General features: G+C 41.5%; 19 protein-coding genes. 6 read left to right on the forward strand and 13 right to left on the reverse strand.

Annotated elements, in window-relative coordinates:
* Window positions 1-95 precede the first annotated feature (95 nt).
* Genes ACEQZT_RS15885 through ACEQZT_RS15895 form a run of 3 tightly spaced genes read left to right on the forward strand, consistent with a single transcriptional unit; the run spans window position 96 to window position 1,392 of the window.
* Window positions 96-530, forward strand: a complete 435-nt coding sequence (locus ACEQZT_RS15885) for a peptidylprolyl isomerase (RefSeq protein WP_370090454.1) — start codon at window positions 96-98, stop codon at window positions 528-530.
* 15 nt (window positions 531-545) lie between these two features.
* The gene (locus ACEQZT_RS15890) at window positions 546-956 is read left to right on the forward strand and encodes a hypothetical protein (protein WP_370090455.1); all 411 of its coding nucleotides are present in this window, start codon (window positions 546-548) and stop codon (window positions 954-956) included.
* Window positions 957-981: 25 nt separating this feature from the next.
* A complete protein-coding gene (locus tag ACEQZT_RS15895; RefSeq protein WP_370090456.1) occupies window positions 982-1,392 on the forward strand; it encodes a hypothetical protein in 411 nt (136 codons plus the stop codon).
* Window positions 1,393-1,714: 322 nt separating this feature from the next.
* On the opposite strand, the gene ACEQZT_RS15900 is transcribed toward ACEQZT_RS15895, so the two are convergent.
* The 10 genes from ACEQZT_RS15900 to ACEQZT_RS15945 all read right to left on the reverse strand — a co-directional run bounded on the left by ACEQZT_RS15900 (window position 1,715) and on the right by ACEQZT_RS15945 (window position 16,696).
* A complete protein-coding gene (locus ACEQZT_RS15900; protein WP_370090457.1) occupies window positions 1,715-2,620 on the reverse strand; it encodes an aminotransferase class IV in 906 nt (301 codons plus the stop codon).
* Window positions 2,621-2,673: 53 nt separating this feature from the next.
* Window positions 2,674-3,381 (reverse strand): sulfotransferase family protein, encoded by a 708-nt coding sequence (locus ACEQZT_RS15905; RefSeq protein WP_370090458.1) that lies wholly within the window; start codon window positions 3,379-3,381, stop codon window positions 2,674-2,676.
* Window positions 3,378-3,827, reverse strand: a complete 450-nt coding sequence (locus ACEQZT_RS15910; protein WP_370090459.1) for a hypothetical protein — start codon at window positions 3,825-3,827, stop codon at window positions 3,378-3,380. The genes ACEQZT_RS15905 and ACEQZT_RS15910 overlap by 4 nt, the downstream gene beginning before the upstream one ends.
* Window positions 3,828-3,914: 87 nt before the next feature.
* Complete coding sequence (gene trxA / locus ACEQZT_RS15915; RefSeq protein ID WP_370090460.1) at window positions 3,915-4,283, reverse strand: thioredoxin; 369 nt, start codon at window positions 4,281-4,283, stop codon at window positions 3,915-3,917.
* A gap of 60 nt (window positions 4,284-4,343) precedes the next feature.
* On the reverse strand, window positions 4,344-8,576 hold the full coding sequence (gene dnaE / locus ACEQZT_RS15920; protein ID WP_370090461.1) for a DNA polymerase III subunit alpha: 4,233 nt from the start codon (window positions 8,574-8,576) through the stop codon (window positions 4,344-4,346).
* A gap of 102 nt (window positions 8,577-8,678) precedes the next feature.
* Window positions 8,679-11,111, reverse strand: coding sequence for an ABC transporter permease (locus ACEQZT_RS15925; RefSeq protein ID WP_370090463.1), 2,433 nt, complete (start codon window positions 11,109-11,111; stop codon window positions 8,679-8,681).
* A gap of 112 nt (window positions 11,112-11,223) precedes the next feature.
* On the reverse strand, window positions 11,224-13,662 hold the full coding sequence (locus tag ACEQZT_RS15930) for an ABC transporter permease (protein WP_370090464.1): 2,439 nt from the start codon (window positions 13,660-13,662) through the stop codon (window positions 11,224-11,226).
* A 24-nt stretch (window positions 13,663-13,686) separates the two neighbouring features.
* Window positions 13,687-14,940 carry a hypothetical protein gene (locus ACEQZT_RS15935; RefSeq protein ID WP_370090465.1) on the reverse strand — a complete coding sequence of 418 codons (1,254 nt, stop codon included), beginning with the start codon at window positions 14,938-14,940 and terminating at the stop codon, window positions 13,687-13,689.
* A 154-nt stretch (window positions 14,941-15,094) separates the two neighbouring features.
* On the reverse strand, window positions 15,095-15,418 hold the full coding sequence (locus ACEQZT_RS15940) for a YciI family protein (protein ID WP_370090466.1): 324 nt from the start codon (window positions 15,416-15,418) through the stop codon (window positions 15,095-15,097).
* A 33-nt stretch (window positions 15,419-15,451) separates the two neighbouring features.
* The gene (locus ACEQZT_RS15945) at window positions 15,452-16,696 is read right to left on the reverse strand and encodes a hypothetical protein (RefSeq protein WP_370090467.1); all 1,245 of its coding nucleotides are present in this window, start codon (window positions 16,694-16,696) and stop codon (window positions 15,452-15,454) included.
* A gap of 151 nt (window positions 16,697-16,847) precedes the next feature.
* Between ACEQZT_RS15945 and ACEQZT_RS15950 the strand changes: the two genes are divergently transcribed.
* Both ACEQZT_RS15950 and ACEQZT_RS15955 read left to right on the forward strand, forming a co-directional pair.
* On the forward strand, window positions 16,848-17,201 hold the full coding sequence (locus tag ACEQZT_RS15950) for a hypothetical protein (protein ID WP_370090468.1): 354 nt from the start codon (window positions 16,848-16,850) through the stop codon (window positions 17,199-17,201).
* A gap of 214 nt (window positions 17,202-17,415) precedes the next feature.
* Complete coding sequence (locus ACEQZT_RS15955; RefSeq protein ID WP_370090469.1) at window positions 17,416-19,113, forward strand: ATP-binding protein; 1,698 nt, start codon at window positions 17,416-17,418, stop codon at window positions 19,111-19,113.
* Between the two features lie 241 nt (window positions 19,114-19,354).
* Here ACEQZT_RS15955 and ACEQZT_RS15960 read toward each other — a convergent pair whose 3' ends face one another.
* Window positions 19,355-20,581, reverse strand: a complete 1,227-nt coding sequence (locus ACEQZT_RS15960; RefSeq protein WP_370090470.1) for a M20/M25/M40 family metallo-hydrolase — start codon at window positions 20,579-20,581, stop codon at window positions 19,355-19,357.
* Between the two features lie 45 nt (window positions 20,582-20,626).
* Between ACEQZT_RS15960 and ACEQZT_RS15965 the strand changes: the two genes are divergently transcribed.
* Window positions 20,627-21,709: a TolB family protein gene (locus tag ACEQZT_RS15965; protein ID WP_370090471.1), complete on the forward strand. Its 1,083-nt coding sequence runs from the start codon at window positions 20,627-20,629 to the stop codon at window positions 21,707-21,709.
* Between the two features lie 130 nt (window positions 21,710-21,839).
* On the opposite strand, the gene ACEQZT_RS15970 is transcribed toward ACEQZT_RS15965, so the two are convergent.
* Window positions 21,840-22,643: a phosphopeptide-binding protein gene (locus ACEQZT_RS15970; protein WP_370090472.1), complete on the reverse strand. Its 804-nt coding sequence runs from the start codon at window positions 22,641-22,643 to the stop codon at window positions 21,840-21,842.
* 101 nt (window positions 22,644-22,744) lie between these two features.
* Window positions 22,745-25,480, reverse strand: a complete 2,736-nt coding sequence (acnA, locus tag ACEQZT_RS15975; RefSeq protein ID WP_370090473.1) for an aconitate hydratase AcnA — start codon at window positions 25,478-25,480, stop codon at window positions 22,745-22,747.
* Window positions 25,481-25,566: the final 86 nt, after the last annotated feature.

The raw sequence follows: 25,566 nt of genomic DNA on the forward strand, positions 1-25,566 counted from the left end.
TGTGACTAGTTAATGTACTCCACTTAATCATATAAGGTTACTCGCACTATCACAATTAAGAATTTTTAACAGATGAACTACCTTTGCAGGCAGATATGAAAACAGCAGAAATACACACTAAAAAAGGGGTGATGAAAATCGAGTTTTTCGAGAAAGATGCCCCAAACACAGTAAAGAATTTTATTGACCTGGCAAATGACGGCTACTATGATGGATTGACGTTTCATCGGGTGATCCCAAATTTCGTAATACAGGGTGGATGCCCAAAAGGTGATGGTACGGGCGGGCCGGGATATCAAATCGATTGTGAGTTAGATGGTGAGAACCAATATCACGATAGGGGGGTGCTATCCATGGCACATGCTGGAAGAAATACAGGAGGCTCTCAGTTTTTTATTTGCCACAACCGGGATAATGTAGCTCACCTCGACCGAAACCACACAGTGTTTGGTAAGGTAATAGAAGGTCTGGATGTCATCGATCAGATCAAAGAAGATGATGTGATGGAGAAGGTGGTTGTGAATGAATAATTAAACCAATTGAGTATGAAGTTTTCTTATAAAACCATTTTTGTTTTATTAATCTTATTTACCTCTTGTGGGAATGGTGATGGAGATTCTTCTTTACCACTTGTGGGGACTACATGGACAGAAGTTTCCTTTGAAGCGAAAGACTGTGCAGATGAACTAAAAGAAAGAAAGAGTACATGCTCTGGAGAAGATTGCGAGGTATTTATTTTAAATGCTGATGGGACAGTTTCACTTCCTGGTGAGGATTTAGGAGATACAGAATATACTTATTCGGTGACGGGGAGTGAGTTGACTCTAACAATTAAGGATGGAGAGTTTATGCTTTCAGTAACATATGATTTTGAAATCATCAGTAACATGTTAAACATAACAATCTATGATGAGGATGTAAAATGCTTTGAAATATATACATATCAAGGATCCTAACCGGTTAAAGTCTAGACTAATAAATATGAATATTGCTTTAAAATCAATTCTTGTTTTATCAATTCTAATAACCTCCTGTGGGGATGACGATTCTTCTTTTAATCTTCCACTTGTGGGTACCACGTGGACTGAAACTAGCATAGAGACGAAGGATTGTCCTGACTCCTCAGATAGTTATTTTGAGGAATGCACTGAAGATTGTGATGTGATGATATTCAATTCGGATGGAACGATTTCATATCCTAATGTAGGGCAATTAGATGGTGTCTTGTTTGAGTATGAAATCAATGGAGACCAAATGACAATAATTGCCACAATTGGAGAGACCACTATATCAGAAAGCGCTGCGTATTCAATCGTTGGTAATGTGCTCACTTTTACTTTGGTAAGCGAGACAACTAATTGTACCAAAGTCATAATTTATCATGGATCATAAAGAGAGAAGGCTCCATTGGGAGTCTTTTCATTTTTATACAAACCCCAAAGGTTGTTTACCATTCCTATCGCGGAAAAGCCGGGTGAGTAATTAGATCTATTCAAGAATTGGTGTACAGAGCTAAACTGGGAATAGATTTAGGTTGATGGATTAGTATGGGGGATTGAGAGAATAAGTGACGAAGTATCCCACTCACATTTAACGAATCGGAAGATGATTAATACAGCATTACTAGAACACAATAACAAGATGGTTGCAACAAAAGTAGTAAGAGGTTTTTCTAGGCGTAATTCTAGGAAATTTTTAAGACTACATAATCAATCTATACTTTCAATTTCTCACACCTTTCAGCCAGACTTGCATACATAAGTTCGTTTAATCGTTTTCTAATGGTTGAACCTGATTTATTTTCTATAGTACGACCATCGATTTCTTTTACAGGCGTTAGCTCACCCATAGTGCCGGTAGCGAAGACTTCATCGGCATCATAAAACTCAACGAGACTGAGGTTTTTCTCCAGAACAGGAATGTTGTTTTTGGTGGCCAACTCAAGCACAAATCCCCGTGTGATCCCATGGAGGCATGCATTGGCAAATGGTGTATAGAGCGTGCCTTTCCTCACCATAAATAAATTGGTGTCATTGAGCTCTGCCACAAATCCTCTTTCGTCCAGCATGATTCCCGCATCTACTCCGGCAAAGTTGGCTTGAATCTTTGCTAGTATGTTATTGAGTAGATTGTTGTGATGGATTTTACTATCCAGAAACTGAGGTCCGTTTCTACGCTGGGTGGAGGTGATTACGCGAATTCCTGAATCATTGTCGTAAACCAGCGGTTTCCATTCTGCCAGTACGATAAGACAGCTGCCTTTTTGATTCAATCTGGGGTCCATCCCCGAAGTGATTTTCTCCCCACGACTTAGCGTCAGACGCATCAGCGTATCTTCTGTCATTCCATTTGCTTCCAGGGTTTGTCTGATCGCATCTTTGATAAATTCACGTGTTGGCACATGCTCAAAAGCGAGGGCTTTGGCGGAAGCAAATAATCTATCCAGGTGCTTGTCCAGGTGCAGCACACCTTCTTTGTACAGGCGCAATCCTTCCCAAACTGCATCTCCACCCTGAACGGTGCTATCAAATACAGACACCTTAGCTTCATTTCTGTGATACAGTTTGTCGCCTATCCAGACTTGAATGTTTTCGTTTTTAGGATTGTATTTCTGTAGCATCGAGATTTGATTTTTATCATTTAAAATTAGTGGTCATTCCTGCTTGGTGCATTTCATTGAAACTTTTGGAGCTTTTCATAATACGCCAATGACTCATTATACAAGTCTTGGCAATGTTTCGGAAGGGGCCGGTCACTTGTTTTTTGTCTGACAAATCCTGTGGAGTTATGCACGTTCTTGTACCAGTATTTTGCCCAAACCCCATCTTCCGGGATTGCACCCTTTTTCCAACTCAGCAATTTTTGTTCAAAAGATATTCCTAAATCATCACAGAGTTTCTTAAGTCCTGCTTCCGGGTTTGTCAAAATATCATTTGAGTCAATGACTATGGGTGGGGACGAGCCATTCTTATGGACAAAATCAAGGAGTTCTGCTTCATGTTTGAGTCCTATATCCTGGAGGGTAGGGTTCGGGATCACTTGAGCAAATGAAGCAATTAATTGCTTTGGGTCACGAATTAAAAAAACGTTGTACATCTCACAGAGGTAATTCCAGTTCAGCCCTTCATGATGATGAGCCATGTTTTTAAGGAATACAATTTCGTTAGCCTCTTCCAGACCTTTAATCTGGGCAATCACTTCGGTAGAATCTGCACTCATGCTGGCGATGGTCTCTTTTCTTCCTGGATGATCCAGCCCAGTTAGAGTTAAATAATAAGCATAAAAGGGTTCGTCAACAACTTTGATTTTGGAGTGTTGTGAAAACGAGTACATCAATGCGGTAGAGATATTCCTGGGACCGGAAATGAGGTTGATGATCATTGATCACCTCCATCTCCTTCTTTTTGTCCTTGTTTTCTTTTCTCCATCATCTCCTTGCGTTTTTGCATCATTTCCTCTCGCCTTGATTTCATTCCTTCACGTCTAGCTTGCATTTTCAAATTTTGATATTTGTCCCACTGAGCCGCAAAAACGAACTCTTTTAATTCCGCGTCTCTGTCTTCCATTATCTTCTTTAACTGAATTGACTTGGTCCTGAAATCCAAAGAATCCTGTTGTTCCAGTTCTTTCAAATTTGGGTAGTATTTATCATTCACCTGATTCCATTTTTGCAATTGCTCATCGGAGAGATTTAAGGACACCTTTACCTGATCCATGTCATCATAAGAGATTTCAAATTCTCGTTGAGATCTTTTTTCAGTTGCTTCCTGAGCAAATGAAATACTAAACAGCGCACTCGCAAGTATTAGAATTAGTGATTTTTTCATACTTTTTTTTATGTAAATATTCGCATAAAAAAGAAAAGCCCCAATACCGATTGATATTGGGGCTAAATTATTTTTTAGAGGGTTGACTTACGCCATTTGGGCAGTCAACTTATCGCTTAATACGTTTTTAGGCACAGCGCCAATTTGCTTATCTACAACCTCTCCATTTTTGAAAACCAAAAGGGTAGGGATTGATCTAATTCCGAATTTTGCAGAAACTTCCGGATTTGCATCCACGTCTACTTTTCCAACCACTGCCTTGCCTTCAAAATCGCCTGCTAGTTCTTCTACCACAGGACCGATCATTTTACATGGACCACACCACTCTGCCCAGAAGTCAACCAGTACCGGCTGATCTGAATTGATGATTTCCTCAAAGTTGCTGTCCGTAATTTCTACTGCTTTTGCCATTGTCTTATAATTGAATTTTTTTGATTGCTTGTGATTCGAACACAAAAGTAATTTGAATAGTTTATTCTCTTTTGATAAAAAGGCTGTTTGTTGTTGAGTTGACAATTAGTTTTTCTGAAGCAGCACCCGATAATGAATTTCATCAATGCCCTGCAACTCTTTAATAAGTTCGTCAGTAGGGTCAATGGTGAACTTTCTGCTCAACATCTCAAGATTAATAGCCCTGTTTTCATACACACCAACCAGCGACATTTTCAAAAGTGATTTGCCTGGATATTGCTCGGCTATTCGCTCTATTTCTTCTACAATAACAGAATTCACATCTTCCAAACGCATTTTTAATTCAAGACCCTTGGTCATCTTTTCACGTATCTCACTCAGATGTTCAATGTTCTGAATCTTGAATTCAAGCTCCTCGCTATTCCACCGATTTTGGATGTTACCACTCAGATATAGAAACCAACCCTTTTCAAGCATTGGTTTGAACTTCAAATAATCCTGTCCAAACAAATAGAAGGTGTGATTGTCGTTAAAATCTTCGAGGGTAAACTGACCAAACGGATTCCCTTTTTTTGATGTTCGATGCTGCACATCACTTACTACACCTCCAATTCGTATTTCTCTCCCTTGCATTTTTTCAGGCTCAGCCAATTGATGAATTCCAGCATTGGTCAGGTGATCCATTTCAAATTTGAACTGGTTGAGTGGGTGACCAGAAATGTAAAGCCCCACCATTTCTTTCTCAATATTCAGCTTTTCAATATCGCCGTATGGCTCAATTCGGCCAACCTTTGGTTTGGCTATGTCTGTCCCTGTAGCTCCACCAAAGAGGGACGATTGATTGCTGGCTTCCTCTTCCTGCATGCGGTTGGCATAGCGGATGGACTTCTCAATAAGGGATGAACCTTCTTCATCCGGTTCCACATACTGCCTCCTGTGAAATTCTTCGAAGCAGTCAAATGCGCCAGCTTTTGCCAGGCTTTCAAATGACTTTTTGTTTACTGTTCTTAGATTGACCCGTTTTGCAAAATCGAAGATGTCATTAAAAGGACCCTTTGCATCCCGCTCTTCAATGATAGCCATGACAGCTGATTCACCTGTACCTTTTATCGCACCCATCCCGAATCGAATTTCTCCTTCGGCATTTACCGCAAAGTCTTTTTGGGATTCATTGACGTGTGGTCCCAGCACCGGAATGTTTCTGTTCTTGCATTCCTCCATGAAGAAGCTCACCTTGTCAATGCTGCTCTGATTGTGGGTGAGCACAGAAGCCATGTATTCTGCTGGATAGTTGGCTTTGAGGTAGCCTGTATGGTAAGCAACTACTGAATAACAGGTACTGTGAGACTTGTTGAATGCATAGGCTGCAAATGCCTCCCAGTCAGTCCAAACTTTCTCTAGCTTATCTTCGGGATGACCTTTGGCTTTAGCCTGCTCGATGAACTTGGGCTTCATTTCATCCAGCACGTCCCGCTTTTTCTTACCCATTGCTTTACGCAAGACATCTGCCTCACCTTTTGTAAAGCCTGCGAGAGATTGAGAAAGTAACATTACCTGCTCTTGATAGACTGTGATTCCATACGTCTCAGCCAGGTACTCTTCCATTTCAGGAATGTCATAGCTGATCTGCTCCTTGCCGTGTTTTCTGGCGATGAAGTTGGGAATATACTCCATTGGACCCGGACGATACAGGGCGTTCATGGCAATCAAATCCTCAAACTTATCTGGTTTGAGTGCTCGAAGATGCTTCTGCATACCGGGCGACTCAAACTGGAACGTGCCGTTTGTTTCACCTCGTTGGTACAGCTCGTAGGTCTTTTGGTCATCCAGTGGAATCTTATCAATGTCGATTTTGATGCCATGCCTTTTCTCCACATTCTCTACAGCAGTTTTAATGATAGACAGGGTTTTTAAGCCCAAAAAGTCCATCTTCAGCATACCAGCCGATTCAACCACACTGTTGTCGAACTGAGTGACAAGCAGGTCTGAATCTTTTGACTTGGCCAAAGGAACATAGTTACTCATATCAGCCGGAGTGATGATCACCCCGCATGCGTGGATACCTGTGTTTCTAAGTGAACCCTCCAACACGACCGCCTGATTCAAAACCTGAGAGGGAAGGTCTTTGCCTTTTCTCAGATCCTCTAGTTCTTTCACCTCTTCAAACACCTTGGTGAATTTCGTCCCCGGACGTTCGGGTACGAGCTTGGCGATGGCATCAGTTTCAGGAAGCGGCAATTCCATTACTCTACCTGCATCCCTTATCGCTGATTTTGGAGCCATGGTGCCATAGGTTATGATTTGAGCGACCTGATCAAATCCGTATTTGTCAATTACATATTTGATCACCTTTTCCCGACCTTCATTATCAAAGTCAATATCAATATCGGGAAGGGATACCCTGTCCGGATTAAGAAAACGCTCAAATAGGAGATCATACGCAATTGGATCTACGTTGGTAATTCCAATGCAGTAGGCCACCACAGAACCCGCCGCTGATCCCCGTCCTGGCCCGACTGCCACACCCATCTCTCGTGCTTTTGCGGTAAAGTCCTGAACGATCAGGAAATACCCCGGATATCCGGTGTTGGCGATGGTCTCTAATTCAAAATCAATTCGCTCACGGATTTCATCTGTTATTTCATCATATCGTTTTTCAGCACCCTGATAAGTCAGGTGTCGCAGATAGGCATTCTCTCCACGTTTACCTCCATCTTTTTCATCTTCAGGATCAATAAATTCTTCAGGGATATCAAAGGCAGGGAGAAGTACGTCACGTTCCAGGCTGTATGCTTCCACTTTATCAATGAGCTCAGAAATGTTTTCAATTGCCTCCGGAATATCTCCGAAAGATTCTTTCATTTCCTGCTGGGTTTTGAAATAGTAGTTGTCATTAGGAAGGCCCGGCCTAAAACCTCGACCTCTACCGATAGGAGTACTCTGTTTTTCGTTCTCCTTGATGCAAATCAGTACATCATGGGCTTTTGCATCTTCCTTATCGAGGTAGAAGTATTCATTTGCAGCAATGAGTTTGATGTCGTGCTTTTTGGCAAATCCAACCAAAATTTCGTTGAGCCTGTTTTCTTCCTCCAGCCCGTGTCGATTTATTTCGAGGTAGAAGTCATCACCAAACAAGTTTTTCCAATAAAGGACTGCTTCTTCTGCTTGCGTTTCACCCACATTCAAAACCAGATGGGGTATTTCACCACCAAGACTTCCACTGAGAGCAATAAGGTCTTCTTTGTATTCTTCGATTAAAGCTTTGTCAATTCTAGGATAGAGACCGTAGTTTCCTTCTTTATAAGCAATTGAGCTGAGCTTGATTAGATTTTCATATCCTTTTTTTGATTTGGCAAGTAGCAATTGCTTGAAGCGTTTATCCGGATTATCCTTCGTGAATTGAAGTTTAAGACGTTCTTCAGCAACATAAAATTCGCATCCAATTATAGGTTTGATTCCTGCTCCTTTGGCCGCTTTTACGAACTTGAACGCTCCGAACATATTGCCCAAATCTGTCAGCGCAACAGCAGGCATTTCATAGGCTTTTGCTTTGGCTATAATGGCTCCCACATCAGGTGTGGCTTGTAAGACGGAGAATTGTGAATGACCATGTAAGTGACAGAATGCCCCTTTGATGTCTTTTGCATCTACTTCTTCTGTACCAATCTTACCTGAGGATTTCTCCCTTTTGGTCGCAAAATTGGCATCATCCAGATCTGGAGCTTCATATGTGATTTCACTTGGATTGGTATCATCGATGGTTGGGATGATGGAGCGTTTTAGGCATTCAAAAAATGCTTTTGCTGTCGCATCTACATCGTAGGCTGCATCGTGTGCGTCAGCAAAGGGTTCACCAAAAAGCTTTTCGTATAATTCGATAAGCCTTGGAGACTTAAGACGTCCACCCGGGCCTCCCTGCAACTGGCAAAATTCTTTGGTATCTTCTGCTGTGTCAATATTCTTTGCTTCTGCAAGAAGGTTCTCTTTTTCGGTTCGTAGATATTCCGCACCGATGATCTTATTGTCGAATTCGATATTATGACCAACAAGAACTTCTGCTCGTCTGACATCTTCCGAGAATTTGTCCAGCACCTCAGATAGATCTTCACCTACCTCTAGTGCACGATCGGTGGAGATGCCATGAATTTTCTCAGCGTTGAAAGGGATTGTAAATCCTTCTGGCTTAATGATATGATTTCCTATAGAAAGGAGCTTCCCTGAATGATCATGCAGCTGCCAGGCAATTTGAACAAGTCTTGGCCAGTTGTCCAACTCCTCAACAGGAGCGGTTTTGTTGTGAGGGAGGCCGGTGGTTTCAGTGTCGAATATGAGGTACATATCGCAAATTGCTTGGAAGTGGAAAGAACCTTCAAAGTAAAGAACAAAAGCGACCCAATTTTAGATCGCTTTTGTTTTGTGGAAAAGTTGTGGATATGTGCGCTACTCATCCTTGAGAGATTGTGCTGGATTGATTCGTGCAGCCTTCCATGATTGGAAGCTTATTGTCAGCCAGGCGATCGCAATGGCGATGATGCCAGAAATAATGTAAGTACCTGGCTTTAAGCTGGTTCGATAGGCGAATGCCTCCAGCCAGTAGCTCATGATGATTGACGCTAAAGGAATTGCAATCACAAGTGCGATAATGATGAGCTTGAGAAAATTTTTGGAGAGTAGATTGACAATACTTGGGATAGTAGCACCCAAGGTTTTCCGTATTCCGATTTCTTTGGTTTTTTGCTCAGCTGTGAAAGCTGCAAGTCCGAAAAGACCTAAGCAAGCTATGAAAATGGTGATAACTGCAAAGATTGTGAAGATATCTCCAATCTTATTTTCTGATCTGTACATAGCATCAAATTGCTGATTCATAAACTGAAATTCGAAGGGTTGACCAGGGGCGAACTTATCCCAGGTTAATTCCAGGAATGAGATGGTCTCTTCCACATTTTCCATTTGTATCTTGAAAATGGCATATCCTGAGTTTTGGCCTAAATGGAGCACGAGCGGTTCAATGTTGCTGCGAAGTGATTTATAGTGAAAGTCATTCACCACACCAATGATTCGATATCCTTCTACGATTACATTGTCATCATCTCCATCGTGGGTGTAGAGTTTGGAAGCGAGTGGATTTTCATATCCAAATCTTTGTACAGCAGTCTCATTCAATATTACAGCCAAGGAATCGCTGGCATATTCCCGCGAAAAGAATCGGCCTTCTTTCATGGTTAGTCCCATTGTGGCGAGATAGTCATGATCCACTGTAGCAGTTCCAATCACCAAACTTTCTTCTGATGCTGCAGTTGGATTTTTAAAGTAAAGGTTAGAATTACCAAAATTTCCAGTTGGCAGGAAGCTGCTCAGTGAGCTGCTGATGACATTGGAGTTTCTGGAAGCTTCATTCTTAAAAGCCTCGGCCTGATCACGGAGAATCCAGGCATCATTTACCATGAGTACCTGATCCTTTTCGTATCCTAGTTTTTTGTTTTGAATAAAGGAAAGTTGATCAAACACAATGGCTGTGCCTATGATCATAATGATGGAAATGGAAAACTGAAAAACTACCAATACGCTGCGAATTGGACCACTTTTAATTCCCTGACGAATGGTGCCTTTTAGTACTTCCACCGGTCTGAACATGGACATATAAAACGCCGGATAGCTGCCCGCAAGAAGACCCACCAGTATCATTACGCCAAGCATGGTAAGGACATATGATCCTTCGAAGAGGCTTGAGAAATACAGTTCTTTTTCGGAGATAGCATTGAATGAAGGAATAGCAAGGAATGAAATGAAATAAGCGAAAACAAATGCTAAGACTGAGATTAAAAGTGCTTCAGTAACAAATTGTTTCACCAACTGATTTTTTAAAGCACCCATGGCTTTTCTAACTCCTACTTCCTTCGCACGATTGGCAGACCGGGCAGTGGCAAGATTCATAAAATTGATACAAGCGAGGATGAGTATGAAAAGACCGACAGCCGAAAAAATAAAGACATATTTGATGTCACCATTGGCTTCCATCTCTCCATCCTTGTTTGATTTCAGGTGAATATCCGTAAGCGGGAAGAGAGAAAATCCGAGCGCATTTCCGCTGTTTTTAAACTCCTCCAGGTTCATATTTAGAAATTGCTCAATCAATGGAGCGCAATACGTTTCAATTACAGCCGGAAACTTTGCTTCCATATCTTCCTTTGAGGTACCTTCTTGCAGTTTGATGTAGGTATTGAAATTGGTGCTCAGCCAGTTTTGATTATTGGCCCACCCGAATGTGCTCATGGAGAGCATCATGTTTTGATGAAAGTGAGTGTTTTGAGGGATGTCCTCATAAACCCCGGTTACCTCATAGTCATGCTCATTATCCAAAACCAGAACCTCTCCAATGGGATTGATGTCTCCAAATATTTTTTTAGATGTGCTAAGATCCATTGCCAGCGTGTTAGGTCGGTTTAACGCCGTTTTTTTATCTCCATAAATCAGCTTCAAAGAAAAGAAGTCAAACAGGTTGGAGTCAGCCATGATTACATGCTCTTCTTTAAACGTTTCCGTTTGTCCCTTGCGCTTTACAAACCAGTTTCCTGATTTTCTTATTCGAACTGCATCTTCGACTTCCGGATAGTCAGTCTTAAGTGCCAGAGCCATAGGAGCACCCACCTGGGCTGAAATGTGATCCGATCCATTCAGCGTAGCTGAAAAATCAATTCGAAATATCCTATCAGCTCCATCCAGATGTGCATCATAGCTTAGTTCATCTTTTACAAATAGGGAAATGAGCATGAAACAGGCCAGCCCGATGGATAGTCCTATAACATTCAGCAGTGAGTAGAATTTGTGCTTTAGAAGATTTCGTAGGGCAACTTTGAAATAATTTTTGAGCATAGTAGTAGGAGTTGGTCGTTATAATGATGCATTTAACCAGGAATAGTTGCTTGGAGTAAAAAAGCCCATCCAGTGGTTGGCGGAATGGGCCTTAGTAGTAGAGTAGGTGAAGTTATTCGTCCTTTAGGGATTTGGCAGGATTGACTCTAGCCGCATTCCATGACTGGTAGCTCATGGTGACCCATGCAATCACCAGAGCTAATATTCCAGCCAATAAGAAAACCATAGGATTAATATTTGTTCTGTTTTCAAAATCCTGAAGCCATTCATTCATGGCAAAATAGGAGATAGGTGCAGCTATCAAAAAGGCAATACCTACCAATTTCAAAAACTCTTTGGATAGCAGGGTGATGATGCTCATAATAGAAGCTCCTAGCACCTTTCTCACACCAATCTCTTTGGTGCGCTGCTCGGCAGTAAATGCTGCAAGTCCGTATAGTCCAAGACAGGCGATGAACACAGCAAGGAAGGCAAACACCCCGAAAATTTTTCCAAGCTTTTGCTCATTTTCATACATCTCGTTGAAGCGCTCATCCAGGAAACTATAGGCGAACGGCTGACTTGGGGCAAACTCGTTCCATTTGTCTTCAAGAAAGCTGATTGTGCCCGGGATGTCTTCACTGGAAATTTTGAAAGACACAAAACCTCTGCTTCTCCCTAACTCAAAAATCAGTGGCTCTATTCCATTTCTAAGTGAGGAAAAATGAAAGTTCTTCACGATACCAATTACCTTGTAGGAAGCTGTGAAGACACTATCCTGAAATCCATCGAAGGTCGAAATGGTTTTTCCAATTGCCTCTTCTTCAGTCCATCCCAATCGATGCATGGCCGCTTCATTGAGGATCACAGCGGTACTATCACTAGGGAAGTCCCTGGAAAAACTTCTTCCTTTTTTCATTTCAATGTCCAGTGTTTCCATGTAGTCATGATCTACCCTAAACTCATGGAAAATGTATGTTTCGGTTTTTGTGGAATTAGTCCCTGGGAACCACGCATTGTTGTTATCTGCAGTGTTCACAGGAAGGAAGCTTGACATGGTGCCAGCCAGAATATTGGAATGTTGCAATGCCTCATTCTTGTACGATTCTGATTTATCTCCCATGAGCCATGGGTCATGGATCATTAGAATGTGATCCTTGCTGTATCCTAATTTTTTGTTTTGAATGTAAGAAAGCTGCTGGTAGACAATCGCCGTTCCGATGATCATAATAATGCTCACACAAAATTGCAAAACCACCAATGTGCTTCTTAGTCCACCACCTTTGAGTCCGAGATTAAGTTTTCCTTTTAGCACTTCGACAGGTCTGAATTTAGACAAGAAGAATGCAGGATAGCTTCCTGCGAGGAATCCAACGGTAATCAGTACCCCAGCCATTATCAGGATAAACTCTACAGATAGCAGGTTGTCGAATTTCATCACCTTGTCTGCAAGCGTGTTGAACTGATCAAGGAGGAGAAAAGACGATCCGTAAGCGATAAGAATCGAAATAAATGTGATCAGAAAAGCCTCGGTTAGAAACTGCTTCCTAAGCTGACTCTTGTATGCTCCCATTACTTTTCGCACTCCCACTTCCTTGGCTCTGCCAGCCGAACGAGCAGTAGAAAGATTCATGAAGTTGATACAGGCGAGAATAAGGATGAACAAGGCGATGGCAGTGAAAATGAGTACATACTTAATGTCACCATTTACAGTAAGATCACCCAATTTGTCAGATTTTAGGTGAATGTCCTGGAGAGGGAAGAGGTAAAATCCAGCTTTGTTTCCGGACTCATAAAACTCCTCCAGGCTTGCACCCATAAACTGCTGGATTTCTGGCCCAATGTACTTCTCTATGAGAGCTGGAAATTTTGCCTCCAACATATTAGGATCAAAATCTGCCTGAAGTTTCAGGTAGGTGTTGAAGTTAAAACTCATCCACATCTTTGATTTGGATTCCTCTCTGCTTTCCATCGATAGCATCATTTCGTAGTTGAAATGTGAGTTGGATGGCATGTCTTCATATACACCAGTCACCTCCCAGTCCTTATCGTTATCCAGCACCACCATTTGCCCGATTGGGTCTTCATCATCAAAAATTTTGGTAGCTAAAGATTGGCTTAAAACAAGGGTATTTGGTCGCTCAAGACAGGTTTCAGCATTTCCTGCAATTAACTTAAAGTCCCAAAACTGAAAGAAGTTTTTATCTGCGTAAACCACAGCATCTTCATTATAGGCATCTTCGGTGTTCTTCTTTTTTACGATCCAATTTCCCGTGCTTCTCAACCGGGTTGCATCTTCCACTTCAGGGAATTCTGTCACCATCGTTGTTGAGGCGGGAGCACTGGCCAACGCTGTGATAAATTCAGATCCGTTGATATTTCCGGTAAAGTCCATCCGATAAATACGATCAGCATCCGAGTGAAATTTGTCATAACTCAGCTCATCTACTACATACAAGGAAATCATCAAAAAACACGTAAGCCCGATTGACAATCCCAGTATATTGATGAGAGAATAAAACTTGTGTTTGAATAGGTTGCGCAGGGCAACATTGAAATAATTTTTCAGCATGATTTTGAGTTTTTGTCCTTTGAGTTAGTTGTAGTCCAGGTTTATCTTTTCAATGCGATCCCACGGAACATATACCCTGTCTGATTTAGTCCGAATCAGTACGCCAAGGTTTTTATCCGATACATCCTGACCATCTTCCAGCGTTAGCTTGCTTCCATCCTTGAGCGTGATGATTGATGTGTCAGAGCTTCTGGGAGCGATTGCGCTGATGTTGTAGAATGGGATGATAAACTTCACATCATCATCTTCGCCATTCAGTAATTCGAAAGTGTACTCTTCATCCAGGTCGAAGATGATTTCTCCATTGTGACGATCACCATTGTCTACTTCTACTGTGCCACTTATTTTCTTAGGAGATCCGAATGAGCTGTAAGTTGGGCCACTATTTGGAGCGTCTTTAAAAGTGACTTTATCAAATTCATCCCAGGGGATATCTACTCTACCAAGTCCTTTGACCGTCACAATAATTCCTTTGTTATCATCATCTACATCGTTGGTGCCTCTCAGGTCAAGTTCTCTTCCTGATTTTAGGGTCACAATGCTACTGCTGTAGCCATCTCGTTTGATGGATCTGATTTTGTCAAAGTCAATCTCATAGTCGTTTCCATCTTCTTCACCATCCAGCACATCGGTACCAACACGCTCGTCATGATCCCATTGAACAAACCCGGTAAATTCACCCAGATCACAGATTACCGTCCCATACAGAGGCTCTCCAAATTTCTCATCCAACCTGGAGGGGGTAGGGAGGAATTCTATTTTATCCAGGTTGTTCCAGGAAAGCTGAATTTTACCAAGCTCGCGATCGATCACATTGATTTTTGTGCCAATATCATTGTAACCGCTTCCATTTACCTCGATATAATCTCCGTTCTTTAGCTCTACCTCAACCCGACTTCCTGATCGCATTCGCAAAGATTTTAGGTTGCCAAATTCAGTTGAGAATTCGTGAACGAATCGTCCATCATTATCATCGTCCCACGAAATATTTACAAATCGGGAGATGAGGTTGTTGTTGTCATCGTATCGGTCTTCCAGGGCATCCAGTTCACGACTGGTGAGGTAGTCCAGATTTTTATTTTCTCTTTTTGAGGCATTGAACATGTCCGTCCAGTAAACCTCTTCTTTTCCCCATCTGATGGGGCCTTCATACACATCACCATCTTCAGTGGTAACTTTTCCATAGATGAATCCTTCATCCTGAGCAGAAGAGGTTAAGAACAATAAAGTGGTGAATACTGATAAAATCAGCTTTGGAGTAGTAGTTAGTCGCTTCATAATTTTTGAGTTTTAGGTCTTCTAGGGTGTTTGATGCCATCTAAAGACAAAAGGTTGCATCAATGGTTTCTTTTAATTGTATTAATTAGTACTTGTTAATGCATAGTACATACGACTACTCAAGGCGAAAGTTTCTGTGAAGTGAAAAATCAGACTAATTGGTAGCCTTCACAAACAGATGGAAGTACTCATTAAGTGGACAGGAGGAGGCTATTTTATTCGCTTCTTGCTGGGAGTCAGCTTGTATGAGAACAAAACCTGCAATTAGTTCTTTTGCTTCGGCAAAGGGACCATCTGTAGTAAGTGTTTTTTTACTTGGGAAGAGATGGCCGAGATCCAACGATAGCCGACGAGCTACTATATGTTTCTGGCCAAGTTTCTCAGCCCACTTTCCATATGCTGCAATACAGTGCTTCTCTTCAGCGGGAGAAAGTCCTCTTTCGTTTTCCGCTGCTATTACAATTAGATATTCAGACATAAACTATAGACGATCCTTCACGCCATTAGTGGACTATTCTGCTTTCCCTAGAATGATATTTTCACCTGATGGGGCAAAATTACCATCCCGATCATAAGCTCCCCATGGGCTGTTTACAATATAATATAAAGTTCCGTCAATCCAGGTTCCTTGGGTAGGCTCGCCCAGCAAGCCTCCTTGAGCTATGATATCTTTACGGATAATAGCATTTCCATCTTCAGAAAGCTGATATCTGATGACCCTGTTTGGATTGCTTCCATTGTGTAGGCCGATCAATGAATTGTCTTTAAAATAAAGTCCGTCGATTCCTTTAATGAGAATATCCTCGCCTTCAATAGCTAATTTGGAAGTGTTCTTAGTGGCAATATTTACCTTATAAATTCCATCTATGTAGTCACTGAGGTAGATATCTGTCTGATCTGTATTTAAGGCTAACCCCTGCAGGTTGAAAACGGTTTTTGAGAGATCCACGAACTCCTCAAGTTTTCCATTTTCCACACTTATCCAATAGAGTTTGTTGGCAGTGCCGTCGGAGATGTAAACATTTCCCTTATTATCAGAAATTAAGTCACCAAAGTTGTGGCCATCGGTGAGATAGAATGTCTCCAAGGCTTTTCTGTTACGTATATCATACTTAATTACACTCGCAAAACCTTCTTCATTCTGGTTGTATTCATGATAGTTGTTCATTGAAGATGTGCATACCCAAAGGTATTTTTCATCTGCAGATACTTCAGCGCCCATTACTGCCCATGAGTTTTTAGGAGATTCTACCCAAAGTTCCGGTAGGCTTCCCGGCTTTATTTTCCAGATGTTTCCATCTCGTACCCCTCCCATAAAAAATGCCCTTTGCTTTTTTGAGTAAGTGATCGACTCTGGATGCGATGTTAAAATGGGAAATTGGTGCACTTCCATCACTTCTATTGTTTCGGTTAGTTCCTTTTGCTTTTGTGTCACTTCTTTGAAGCCTTCTGTCTCTAAAAGTGAAGCAAAATCCGAATCCTGAGAAAAGTCCTGAGTAGCATCCATGAGGATGTATTTATTGAGCGTTTCCAGTGCTTGATTAGTATTGCCAATTAGGGCATAACTCCCGGCAAGATTGTAAACCACCGCGGGATAGTTTGGTCGCATGGTATCTATCGTAAACATCTTTTCATTGAAGAGGGTGTAGTTCTTCTCCTCATACGCTTTGATCCCTTCCTGATAGATTTCCCTTATACTCTGACTGTAAGTAAGGACTGATAAAAAAATAGAAAATGAGTAAATAATTATTCGCATAGTTTTTCAATTACAAACCCACAACAGGCCATTAAAGACAAACCATTAACCGCTTGTAAAAATGAATCAATTTTAGGTGATGAATCAATTTCACATTATCATTTGATATATTGGGCATTCAATTATTTATAGTCACCATAAACCCAATAATATGGCAATTATTACAATAAACTTAACCTTAGATGGTCAAACGCTCAAGTATCAAGATTCGAGTGGAAACTGGCAAGTAGTCGATGCTGGTAATCCAAGCACTGGAGTTAACTCAGGAGACGAAGTAGACTGGGTGGCCGATGACACAATCAGTAAGGTGAAAATAAAACCAAATCAGAATCAGATACTTGAGAAGGTAAATGACAATGATTCAAAAAAGCCGAAAGGAAAGGTTAAAAATGGTCTTACTGGTACAATAAATGTGAAATATACGATTTCTGTGAAGCCTGCTTCCGGAGGCGGGGGATATATTGATGTGGATCCTGACTTACATTATCCAAAAGGAGGTGATTAAAATGTTTAGATTCAAAAAATTTGCTTTTAAGAGTGTCATTTTTTTAATGGCACTTTTTTTCATGTTTCAAGGGTTCACCCAAAATCAGAAAAAAGCGGATAGTTCGATCTTAAGGTTGCAAAATCAACAATTGAATACTGATGAAAGATTGGAGTGTTTGAGGGTAATATCCATTAATTCAACGGAACCGCAAGAGCAAATTAAATATTCTAACATGCTTCTTGAGGAAGCACAAAAGGAAGGCAAAGTTGAACTTATCGCCACCGCCTATATAGTTATGGGAAGTGCCTATTCAAAAACCGGTCGGCTTGAAAAATCACTCGATGTACTATTTGAGGGGGCAGAACATGCAAAAGTTCATGAATTGAATGAAGAATTAGGTGCTATATACGGCCAGATTGCCTCATCCTATTCACTTAATAACGATCAAAAGAATTCGCTGCTTTTTAAGAAGAAATCATTAAAATTATTCGAGGAGGTTAACGATTTCGAGTATATCGGTTATGGCTCCTTAAATATTGGATATGAGTACTATAAGATGCAGGAATATGACAGTGCATTGTACTATACAAAGAAGGCACTTCCCATATTTGAAGAATTAGAATTTGAAGTAGGAATTGCATACACAAAGGGAAATACAGGACTGATAAGCTGGAAGCAAGGGGATTATGGTCTTGCTGAGAATCTACTAGAAGAAGCAATAGAGCGATTAAGGCCCATGGGTGATTACTATGGAATGGCTGATTACCTTCACAATTTGGGTAGAGTTTATTTTGAGCAAAATAAGAAGAATCAATCTGTTGAAGTCACGAAGGAAGCATTGCAAATGTCGTCTGAAAATAACCTTAAAGAACAGGCGCGCGATGCATCTCTACTACTAAGCGAGCTCTACGAGGACTTAGGAAATTTTCAAAATTCATATACGCATCATAAAAAATACGTTGCTCTTAAGGACAGTATACAAAGCATTGAAACCACTCAAAAAATGGCCGATTTGCGCACCGAATTCGAGGTAGGTCAAAAACAAGCAGAAGTAGATCTTCTAACCGCTGAGAAACGGACGCAAAGAATCATCACTATCGCTGTTGGAGCATTTGCTTTTATCCTCATTGTGCTTGCAGCAATCATCTACAAATACTACCGATCCAAAGCGAAAATCAATCGAATCCTTGGTGAACAAAAAGCTGAGCTGGAACGCTTGAACAGCACCAAAGACAAATTCTTTTCCATTATCTCGCATGATTTGAGAAGTCCGGTGGCTGGTTTTCATGGCATCAGTCAGATGATCAAGATGATGGTGCAAACCAAGCAAACAGATCAGCTTTTGGAAATGACAGAGCATATTGACTCTTCGGTAGACCAACTATCAAAACTTTTAGATAACCTACTCAACTGGGCTATGCAGCAGCAAGGGCACATTCCGAATGTTCCTGAGAAACTAAACCTGAAAGAAATGTCTGATGAGTTGGTTAAGGTTTTGTCCAACATGGCTCAAGGCAAATCCATCGAATTGGTTACTGATGTTCCTAAGAACATGGAATTATGGTCGGATAAAAATACGACCATGACTATCCTTCGAAATCTGGTAAACAATGCGTTAAAATTCACACCGGAAGGGGGAGAAGTAGGTATCAAAGCTTCAGAAGAAAATGGAATGGCTAAGATCGAAGTGTATGATACAGGAGTAGGGATGCCAAAGGATAAGCTCAAAAAGCTATTCCAACTACAGGATAAGAAAAGCACTTATGGTACCTCCGGTGAGAAAGGTTTAGGGCTTGGACTTCAGTTGGTACATGAGTTCATGGAAATGAACAATGGAAAGATTGAAGTTGATAGTGAAGAAGGTAAGGGCACCACATTCACGTTATGGCTGCCGCTGTTTGAGGCGGAAAACGAGTCGATTAAGGTGTAAATCCCCCTTTGAAGGCGGTCCGACGTTTCGGGGGTGTGTTGGAAATTAGGGAGAGGGGGATGTTACACCCCTGTAATCCCCTCAAGGGATAGTCACAACTATTTTCATTTCGACGATAGGAGAAATCTAAGCTTGAAGATTCTTCGCTGCGTTCAGAATGACAATTAAAAATAATTCCCGGCCTTGTGCCAGGATCTTCAATTTACTTAACGGAACAACCCGGAATAAATCCGGGTGTCTCTCAAAACTCAATCTCAAAACTCAATCTCTCACCCCCTCGATCAACGATCACAGTCGTTTTATCTCCTTTTTCAAATGTGGAAAGCGCCCGCATGTAGCTCATCATATCTGTGACTGTGCTATCGCCGAGCTGAATAACCACATCTCCTTTTTCAATTCCTGCTTTTATAGCAGGCTTATCTTCACTCACCCCATCAATACGCATGCCTTCTCCGTCAAACATATAGTCAGGCACTACTCCAAGGGTAACTGTAAAACGAGGATTATCAGATTCATCTTTGGTCTTCGTGAAAGCAATTTTCTCATCATCATCCATAAGAACAATCATCCGCTCAATAATGGATGCCACTTTCAGTATTCCTTCCTCATTGATTTTCTCTGGATCGTCTCCCGGCTTGTGGTAATCCTCATGCTGACCGGTAAAGAAATGGAGCACGGGAATATCCTGCAGGTAGAAGGAGGTGTGATCGGAAGGACCTACTCCTGATTCACTTTTAATGAGTTTTAAACTATCAGAATTAACTTCATCCAAGAGCCAGTTCCAGATAGGAGAGGTTCCTGTTCCATTGATAGCAAGCCCTTTAGATTCATCTAGTCTTCCTACCATATCCATGTTGATCATAAAGTTGACTTTTGTCAGATCGATTGTTGGGGTTTTAGTAAAGTAATTGGAACCCCAAAGGCCTTTTTCTTCACCTGAAAATCCAATGAAAAGCACATCTCTATTGAGTTTTTGCTTTGATAATACTCGTGCCAAATGCAGCATGGCAGCAATTCCACTTGCATTGTCATCTGCTCCATTATGCACAGCCTGCTCACCTCGGTGTAAAGAGGAAAAATCTCCCATTCCCAGATGATCATAATGTGCTCCAATAATTACTAATTCATCTCCCGGATTGTCAATCACCCCGACCACATTGTACCCGGTGATGCCATTTTCTCCTGTCTCGCTCGAAGGCTGAGCATGTGGGTTATCCGCATCTTTTACAAAAAATGACTGATAGAATCCATCGGTTCCTTTAGGCTGGACACCTGCTTTTTCTAGTTCACTCGCAATGTAATCGGCAGCCATTTTTTCACCCTCAGTACCGACTTCTCTTCCGGCTAGCGAGTCGCTGGCAAGGACAGAAATATCCTTAGATATAGCTTCAATTGGATTATATGGTTTCTGTTGCTGGCAAAAACAAAAAACAAATGTCAGTAGGAGAGGTGAAAATTGCTTTTTCATAGGTTGAAATTAGAGATTACTTTCGCAACTCGAAAATACCATTGAATGAAGAACTTTACGATTATAATTCTATTGCTGGCTGTTTTTTCGTGCCAGAAGGCAACAAATAATGAAACAGAAGCAGCATCGACTGATTCCTTGAAATACGAGCAAGAGGTACATCTTAAAAATGTACAACAGTTGACCTGGGGAGGTAACAATGCAGAAGCATACTGGAGCTTTGACGGAAAAAGCCTGGTATTCCAATCGGACTACTCTGAGTGGGGAGTGGAATGTGACCAGATTTTCACACTGGATGTATCGAACTCACAAAAAGGAGTAAGACCTAATATGGCGTCAACTGGGTTAGGTAGAACTACATGTGCATATTTCCTACCTGGAGATTCTCTAATCGTTTATGGTTCAACACATCTTGTGGATAGTCTTTGTCCTGCTACTCCTGAGCGAACAAGTGGCAAGTATGTTTGGCCGATTTATGAAGGATACGACATTTTCGTAGCAGACCTTGAGGGAAACATTGTTGATCAATTGACTTCTGAAGCTGGTTACGATGCAGAGGCGACCGTTTCTCCAAATGGTGATCGAATCATTTTTACTTCAACACGATCTGGTGATCTGGAGTTGTACACCATGAATCTGGATGGCTCTGATGTAGTTCAAATTACTGACGAGCTAGGTTATGATGGCGGTGCTTTCTTCTCACCGGATGGTAGTAAAATAGTATGGAGAGCTTCACGTCCGCAAACGGAAGAGGAAATAAATGAGTACACCGAGCTTTTAGCTCAAGGGTTGGTTCAGCCTACTAAAATGGAATTATACGTCGCAAATGCTGACGGTTCTGATGCCAGAAAAATTACAAGCTTAGGAAATGCCAACTGGGCACCATTCTTTACTCCTGACGGACAAAAAATATTATTCTCTTCAAACCATGCCTCTCAGCGTGGATTTCCCTTCAACCTTTTCATGATTAATCTGGATGGGACAGGTTTAGAGCAAGTCACTTTTGATGATACTTTCGATTCTTTTCCGATGTTTAGCCCAGATGGTAAGTATTTAGTTTGGGCTTCAAACAGATACAATGGGGGAAATAGAGATACGAATCTATTTGTAGCAGAGTGGGTGGACTAGATTAGATCATAAAAAATATGTCATTCCGAGGAACGAGGAATCTCTTAAATAGCTTAAAGATTTCTCCTATCGTCGAAATGACACATTGATGATAATAGTAGAACCCGGAATAGTTCTAGAATCGATTGTCTTACTCTTCCAGCGTAACTGTGCGTTCTACAGAATTAAATGGTCCTAGCACTGCATTACCTTCCCCATCGATTAGCTCTAACTTGATAGTATTCTCACCCATCGGTAGCCCTTCGATGTAGTATGGAGCCCACTCGTCAATCATGAATTCATTGCCGTTGATTGTCGCTCTTACTTTATTCCCATCTGTGGAAAGTGTAGTGTTTAGCAGATAGAAATCAAGCATCACTTTTTTAGTGTCTGCGCCACTGTAAGTTCCTTTCGGACGGCTGTAGAATAGGTGAGGAGCTGATAGATCAGCCTCATCAACTTCCACATCTCCAACGGTCAGATTTTCAACATAGTAAGCTTCATCACTTTTTACACTTTCATGATAGGATCTGGAAAGGAATGCCAGAACTACGTAATTTCCATCATCCAAAATGTCATTAACTCCAGGCATATAGTGAGCCGCATATGGTCCATTATTCACAATGTAATGGATGTGCTGTCCTTTTCCGGAATTGGCAATGCCACGGGTTTCGTAATCAGCTGTGGGCACTCCAAGTTCATAGTTTTGCACATCAAAAGTGTAGTTGACCACATTTCCACTGTCAGTGGGAGTGGATGTAGAGGCGATCTTAAGAAGGCGAGCATCCGGAAACTCTGGTGAAGGAGGAGCTTTGGTGAGGGTGATTTTAGCTTTTAGCTCCATTGTTCCGCTGGTCTCGTCAGCGCTCTCTTCTGATTTTTTGGTATTGGTACATGAAAACCCAATGAGGGCAATCATAAAAATTGATAAAAATCCTAGCTGTTTAGTTTTCATATAATCGGTCGTTTCAAGTTTGTTTAAAGTTAAGGTTTCTATATACCAACAAAAAAAACCGGAGTTTTGATCCGGTTTTTATCGATTTATCTTTTCACTAACTAATTATCCTTCAAAAAATTCCTCAACACATAATTAAGAATTCCTCCATGCTTGTAGTATTCTACATCCACACCTGAATCCAATCTCACTATGGCTTTGAACTCCACTTTTTCTCCGTTATCACGTGTTGCAGTGACATCCACAAGTTTTCCGGGTGTCAGATTGTCGGAGATGCCTGAGATATCATAGGTCTCTTTTCCGGTCAGGCCTAGCGTATCCTGCGTTTCACCTTCCTGAAACTGCAGCGGCAACACACCCATACCTACAAGGTTAGAGCGGTGAATCCGCTCATAACTTTCCGTAATTACAGCTTTCACTCCAAGGAGAGTTGTACCTTTAGCTGCCCAGTCCCTGGATGAGCCTGATCCGTACTCTTTACCACCGATTACTACCAAAGGAGTTCCTTCTTCCTGGTATTTCATCGACGCATCAAATACAGTCATCTCTTCTCCTGTTGGTATATATGTGGTCCAGCCACCTTCCCTGGAGGCGAGCTTGTTTTTGATCCTTACGTTCGCAAATGTTCCTCTCATCATTACCTCATGATTTCCTCTACGCGATCCGTAAGAATTAAAATCCTTCTTCTCCACACCATTTTCTACCAGATACCTGCCTGCCGGATGTTCAGGTAAAAATTTACCTGCTGGAGAGATGTGATCTGTAGTCACCATATCTCCAAGTTGGAGCAATACCTTAGCTCCTTTGATATCCTCCGGTTCAGGTACATCTTCAGAGATATTCTGGAAGAATGGTGCTTCCTGAATATAGGTAGACTTACTATCCCACTCGTATGTCTGTCCTTTAGGAGCAGCCAGATTTTTCCAGGTGTCATCTCCAGCGAAGATCGTCTCATAATTCTTTTTGTAATCTTCAGGACTTAACACACTTGTCATTACTTCTTCGATTTCCTGAGAAGAAGGCCAAATATCTTTCAGATAGACATCTTTTCCATCTTTACTTTGTCCCAAAGGCTCATTGTTCATGTCAAAGTCGGTATGGCCTGCAAGTGCATAAGCCACTACCAGCATAGGTGATGCCAGGAAGTTCATTTTAATATTCGGATGAATACGTGCCTCGAAATTTCGATTTCCTGATAGCACAGAACTTACAATCAGGTCATTCTCAATGACCGCTTTCTGTACCGTTGAAATCATATCTCCTGAATTACCAATACAGGTGGTACATCCATATCCAACCGTGTAGAATTTTAGGTCTTCCAGGTAAGTAAGAAGGTTGGATTTTTCCAAATATTCAGTCACCACGCGAGAGCCAGGCGCAAGAGATGTTTTCACCCATGGTTTTACTTTCAGTCCTAATTCGGAAGCTTTTTTAGCCACAAGACCAGCACCAATCATTACACTAGGATTCGACGTGTTGGTACATGAAGTAATAGCCGCCACCACAACAGAAGCATCTGATATACAGTGTGTTTGACCGTCAATTTCAACATCTACACTTCTAATTCCATTTTTATTACTTACGGTTGATGCTGGCTGACCACCTTCATTGGCCCAGTCTGCTACTCTTTCATTTATTGCGATATATTCCCTTCCCTGTTGTTTAAGTAGCTCAACCATTCTACTCTTTGCCTCTCTCAAAAGGATTTTATCCTGCGGTCGCTTTGGTCCGGAGATTGTCGGTTCAACGGTTCCCAGATCAAGCTCCACTACATCGGTATATTCAATTTCAGCATTATCATCCCTCCAAAGCATATTGGTCTTGGCATATGCTTCCACCATGTCTATGTGGTCTTCTGTACGGCTCGTATTCCTCATGTAATCAAGCGTACGCTGATCAATAGGCCAATGAGTGTCTGTACAGCCAAACTCAGGTGACATATTGGAGATGGTGGCTCTGTCCGTAACTGCCAGATTCTCAAGTCCTGGGCCGAAAACCTCCACGATTTTTCCTACCACTCCATAATCTCTAAGTAGTTTAGTGATGGTAAGAACTAAGTCAGTGGAGGTCGTTCCTTCCTTCATCTTACCGGTGATCTTCAGTCCAATTACCTGAGGTAGGATCATGTAGATCGGTTGGCCGAGCATAGCTGCTTCTGCCTCAATTCCTCCAACACCCCAGCCAAGAACCCCAATACCATTCACCATAGGGGTATGGGAATCCGTCCCCACAAGGGTGTCAGGAAACAAGTAGCCATCTCTTTCAATAACTCCTTTTGCTAAATACTCCAGATTTACCTGGTGACAAATACCCATACCCGGAGGAACTACTGAGAAGTTGGTAAATGCCTGTTGCCCCCATTTCAAAAGCTTGTATCGCTCATCGTTTCTTTCATATTCCAGATCTACATTTTTCTGGTAGGAATCTGCTGCACCGAAGAAATCTACAACCACCGAATGATCAATGACCATGTCTGCAGGGACGACCGGATTGGTTTTACTGGTATCCTTTCCTTTTCGGGCCACTTCCGCTCTGATGGAGGCAATATCAACTACGGCCGGTACACCGGTAAAATCCTGCATTAATACCCTCGCAGGGCTGTATGGAATGTCTTTTACACCGGCAGTTTCTTTCCAGTTAAGTACTGTTTCAATATGATCTTCTGTTACTGCAAAACCATCATAATTTCGTATGACGTTTTCTAAAAGAATTCGGATGGAGTAGGGGAGTTTTTTGACGACCGGCTTCTTCTTGGCTAATTCGAAGAGGCTGAAGTATTTGTGTTCTCCTAATTGACTGGGTAGTTGTTTTTCGATTCCTAGAAAATCCTGAGGCATAAATCTGTATTTAAATGGTTTAAGGTTTACGATTCTAAAGATAAACAGGAAAAGGGTTTGGATAGTTTCTTGAGGGTTTTGTGTAC

The organism is Ekhidna sp. (assembly GCF_964218185.1).
In the GTDB taxonomy this organism is placed as follows: domain Bacteria; phylum Bacteroidota; class Bacteroidia; order Cytophagales; family Cyclobacteriaceae; genus Ekhidna.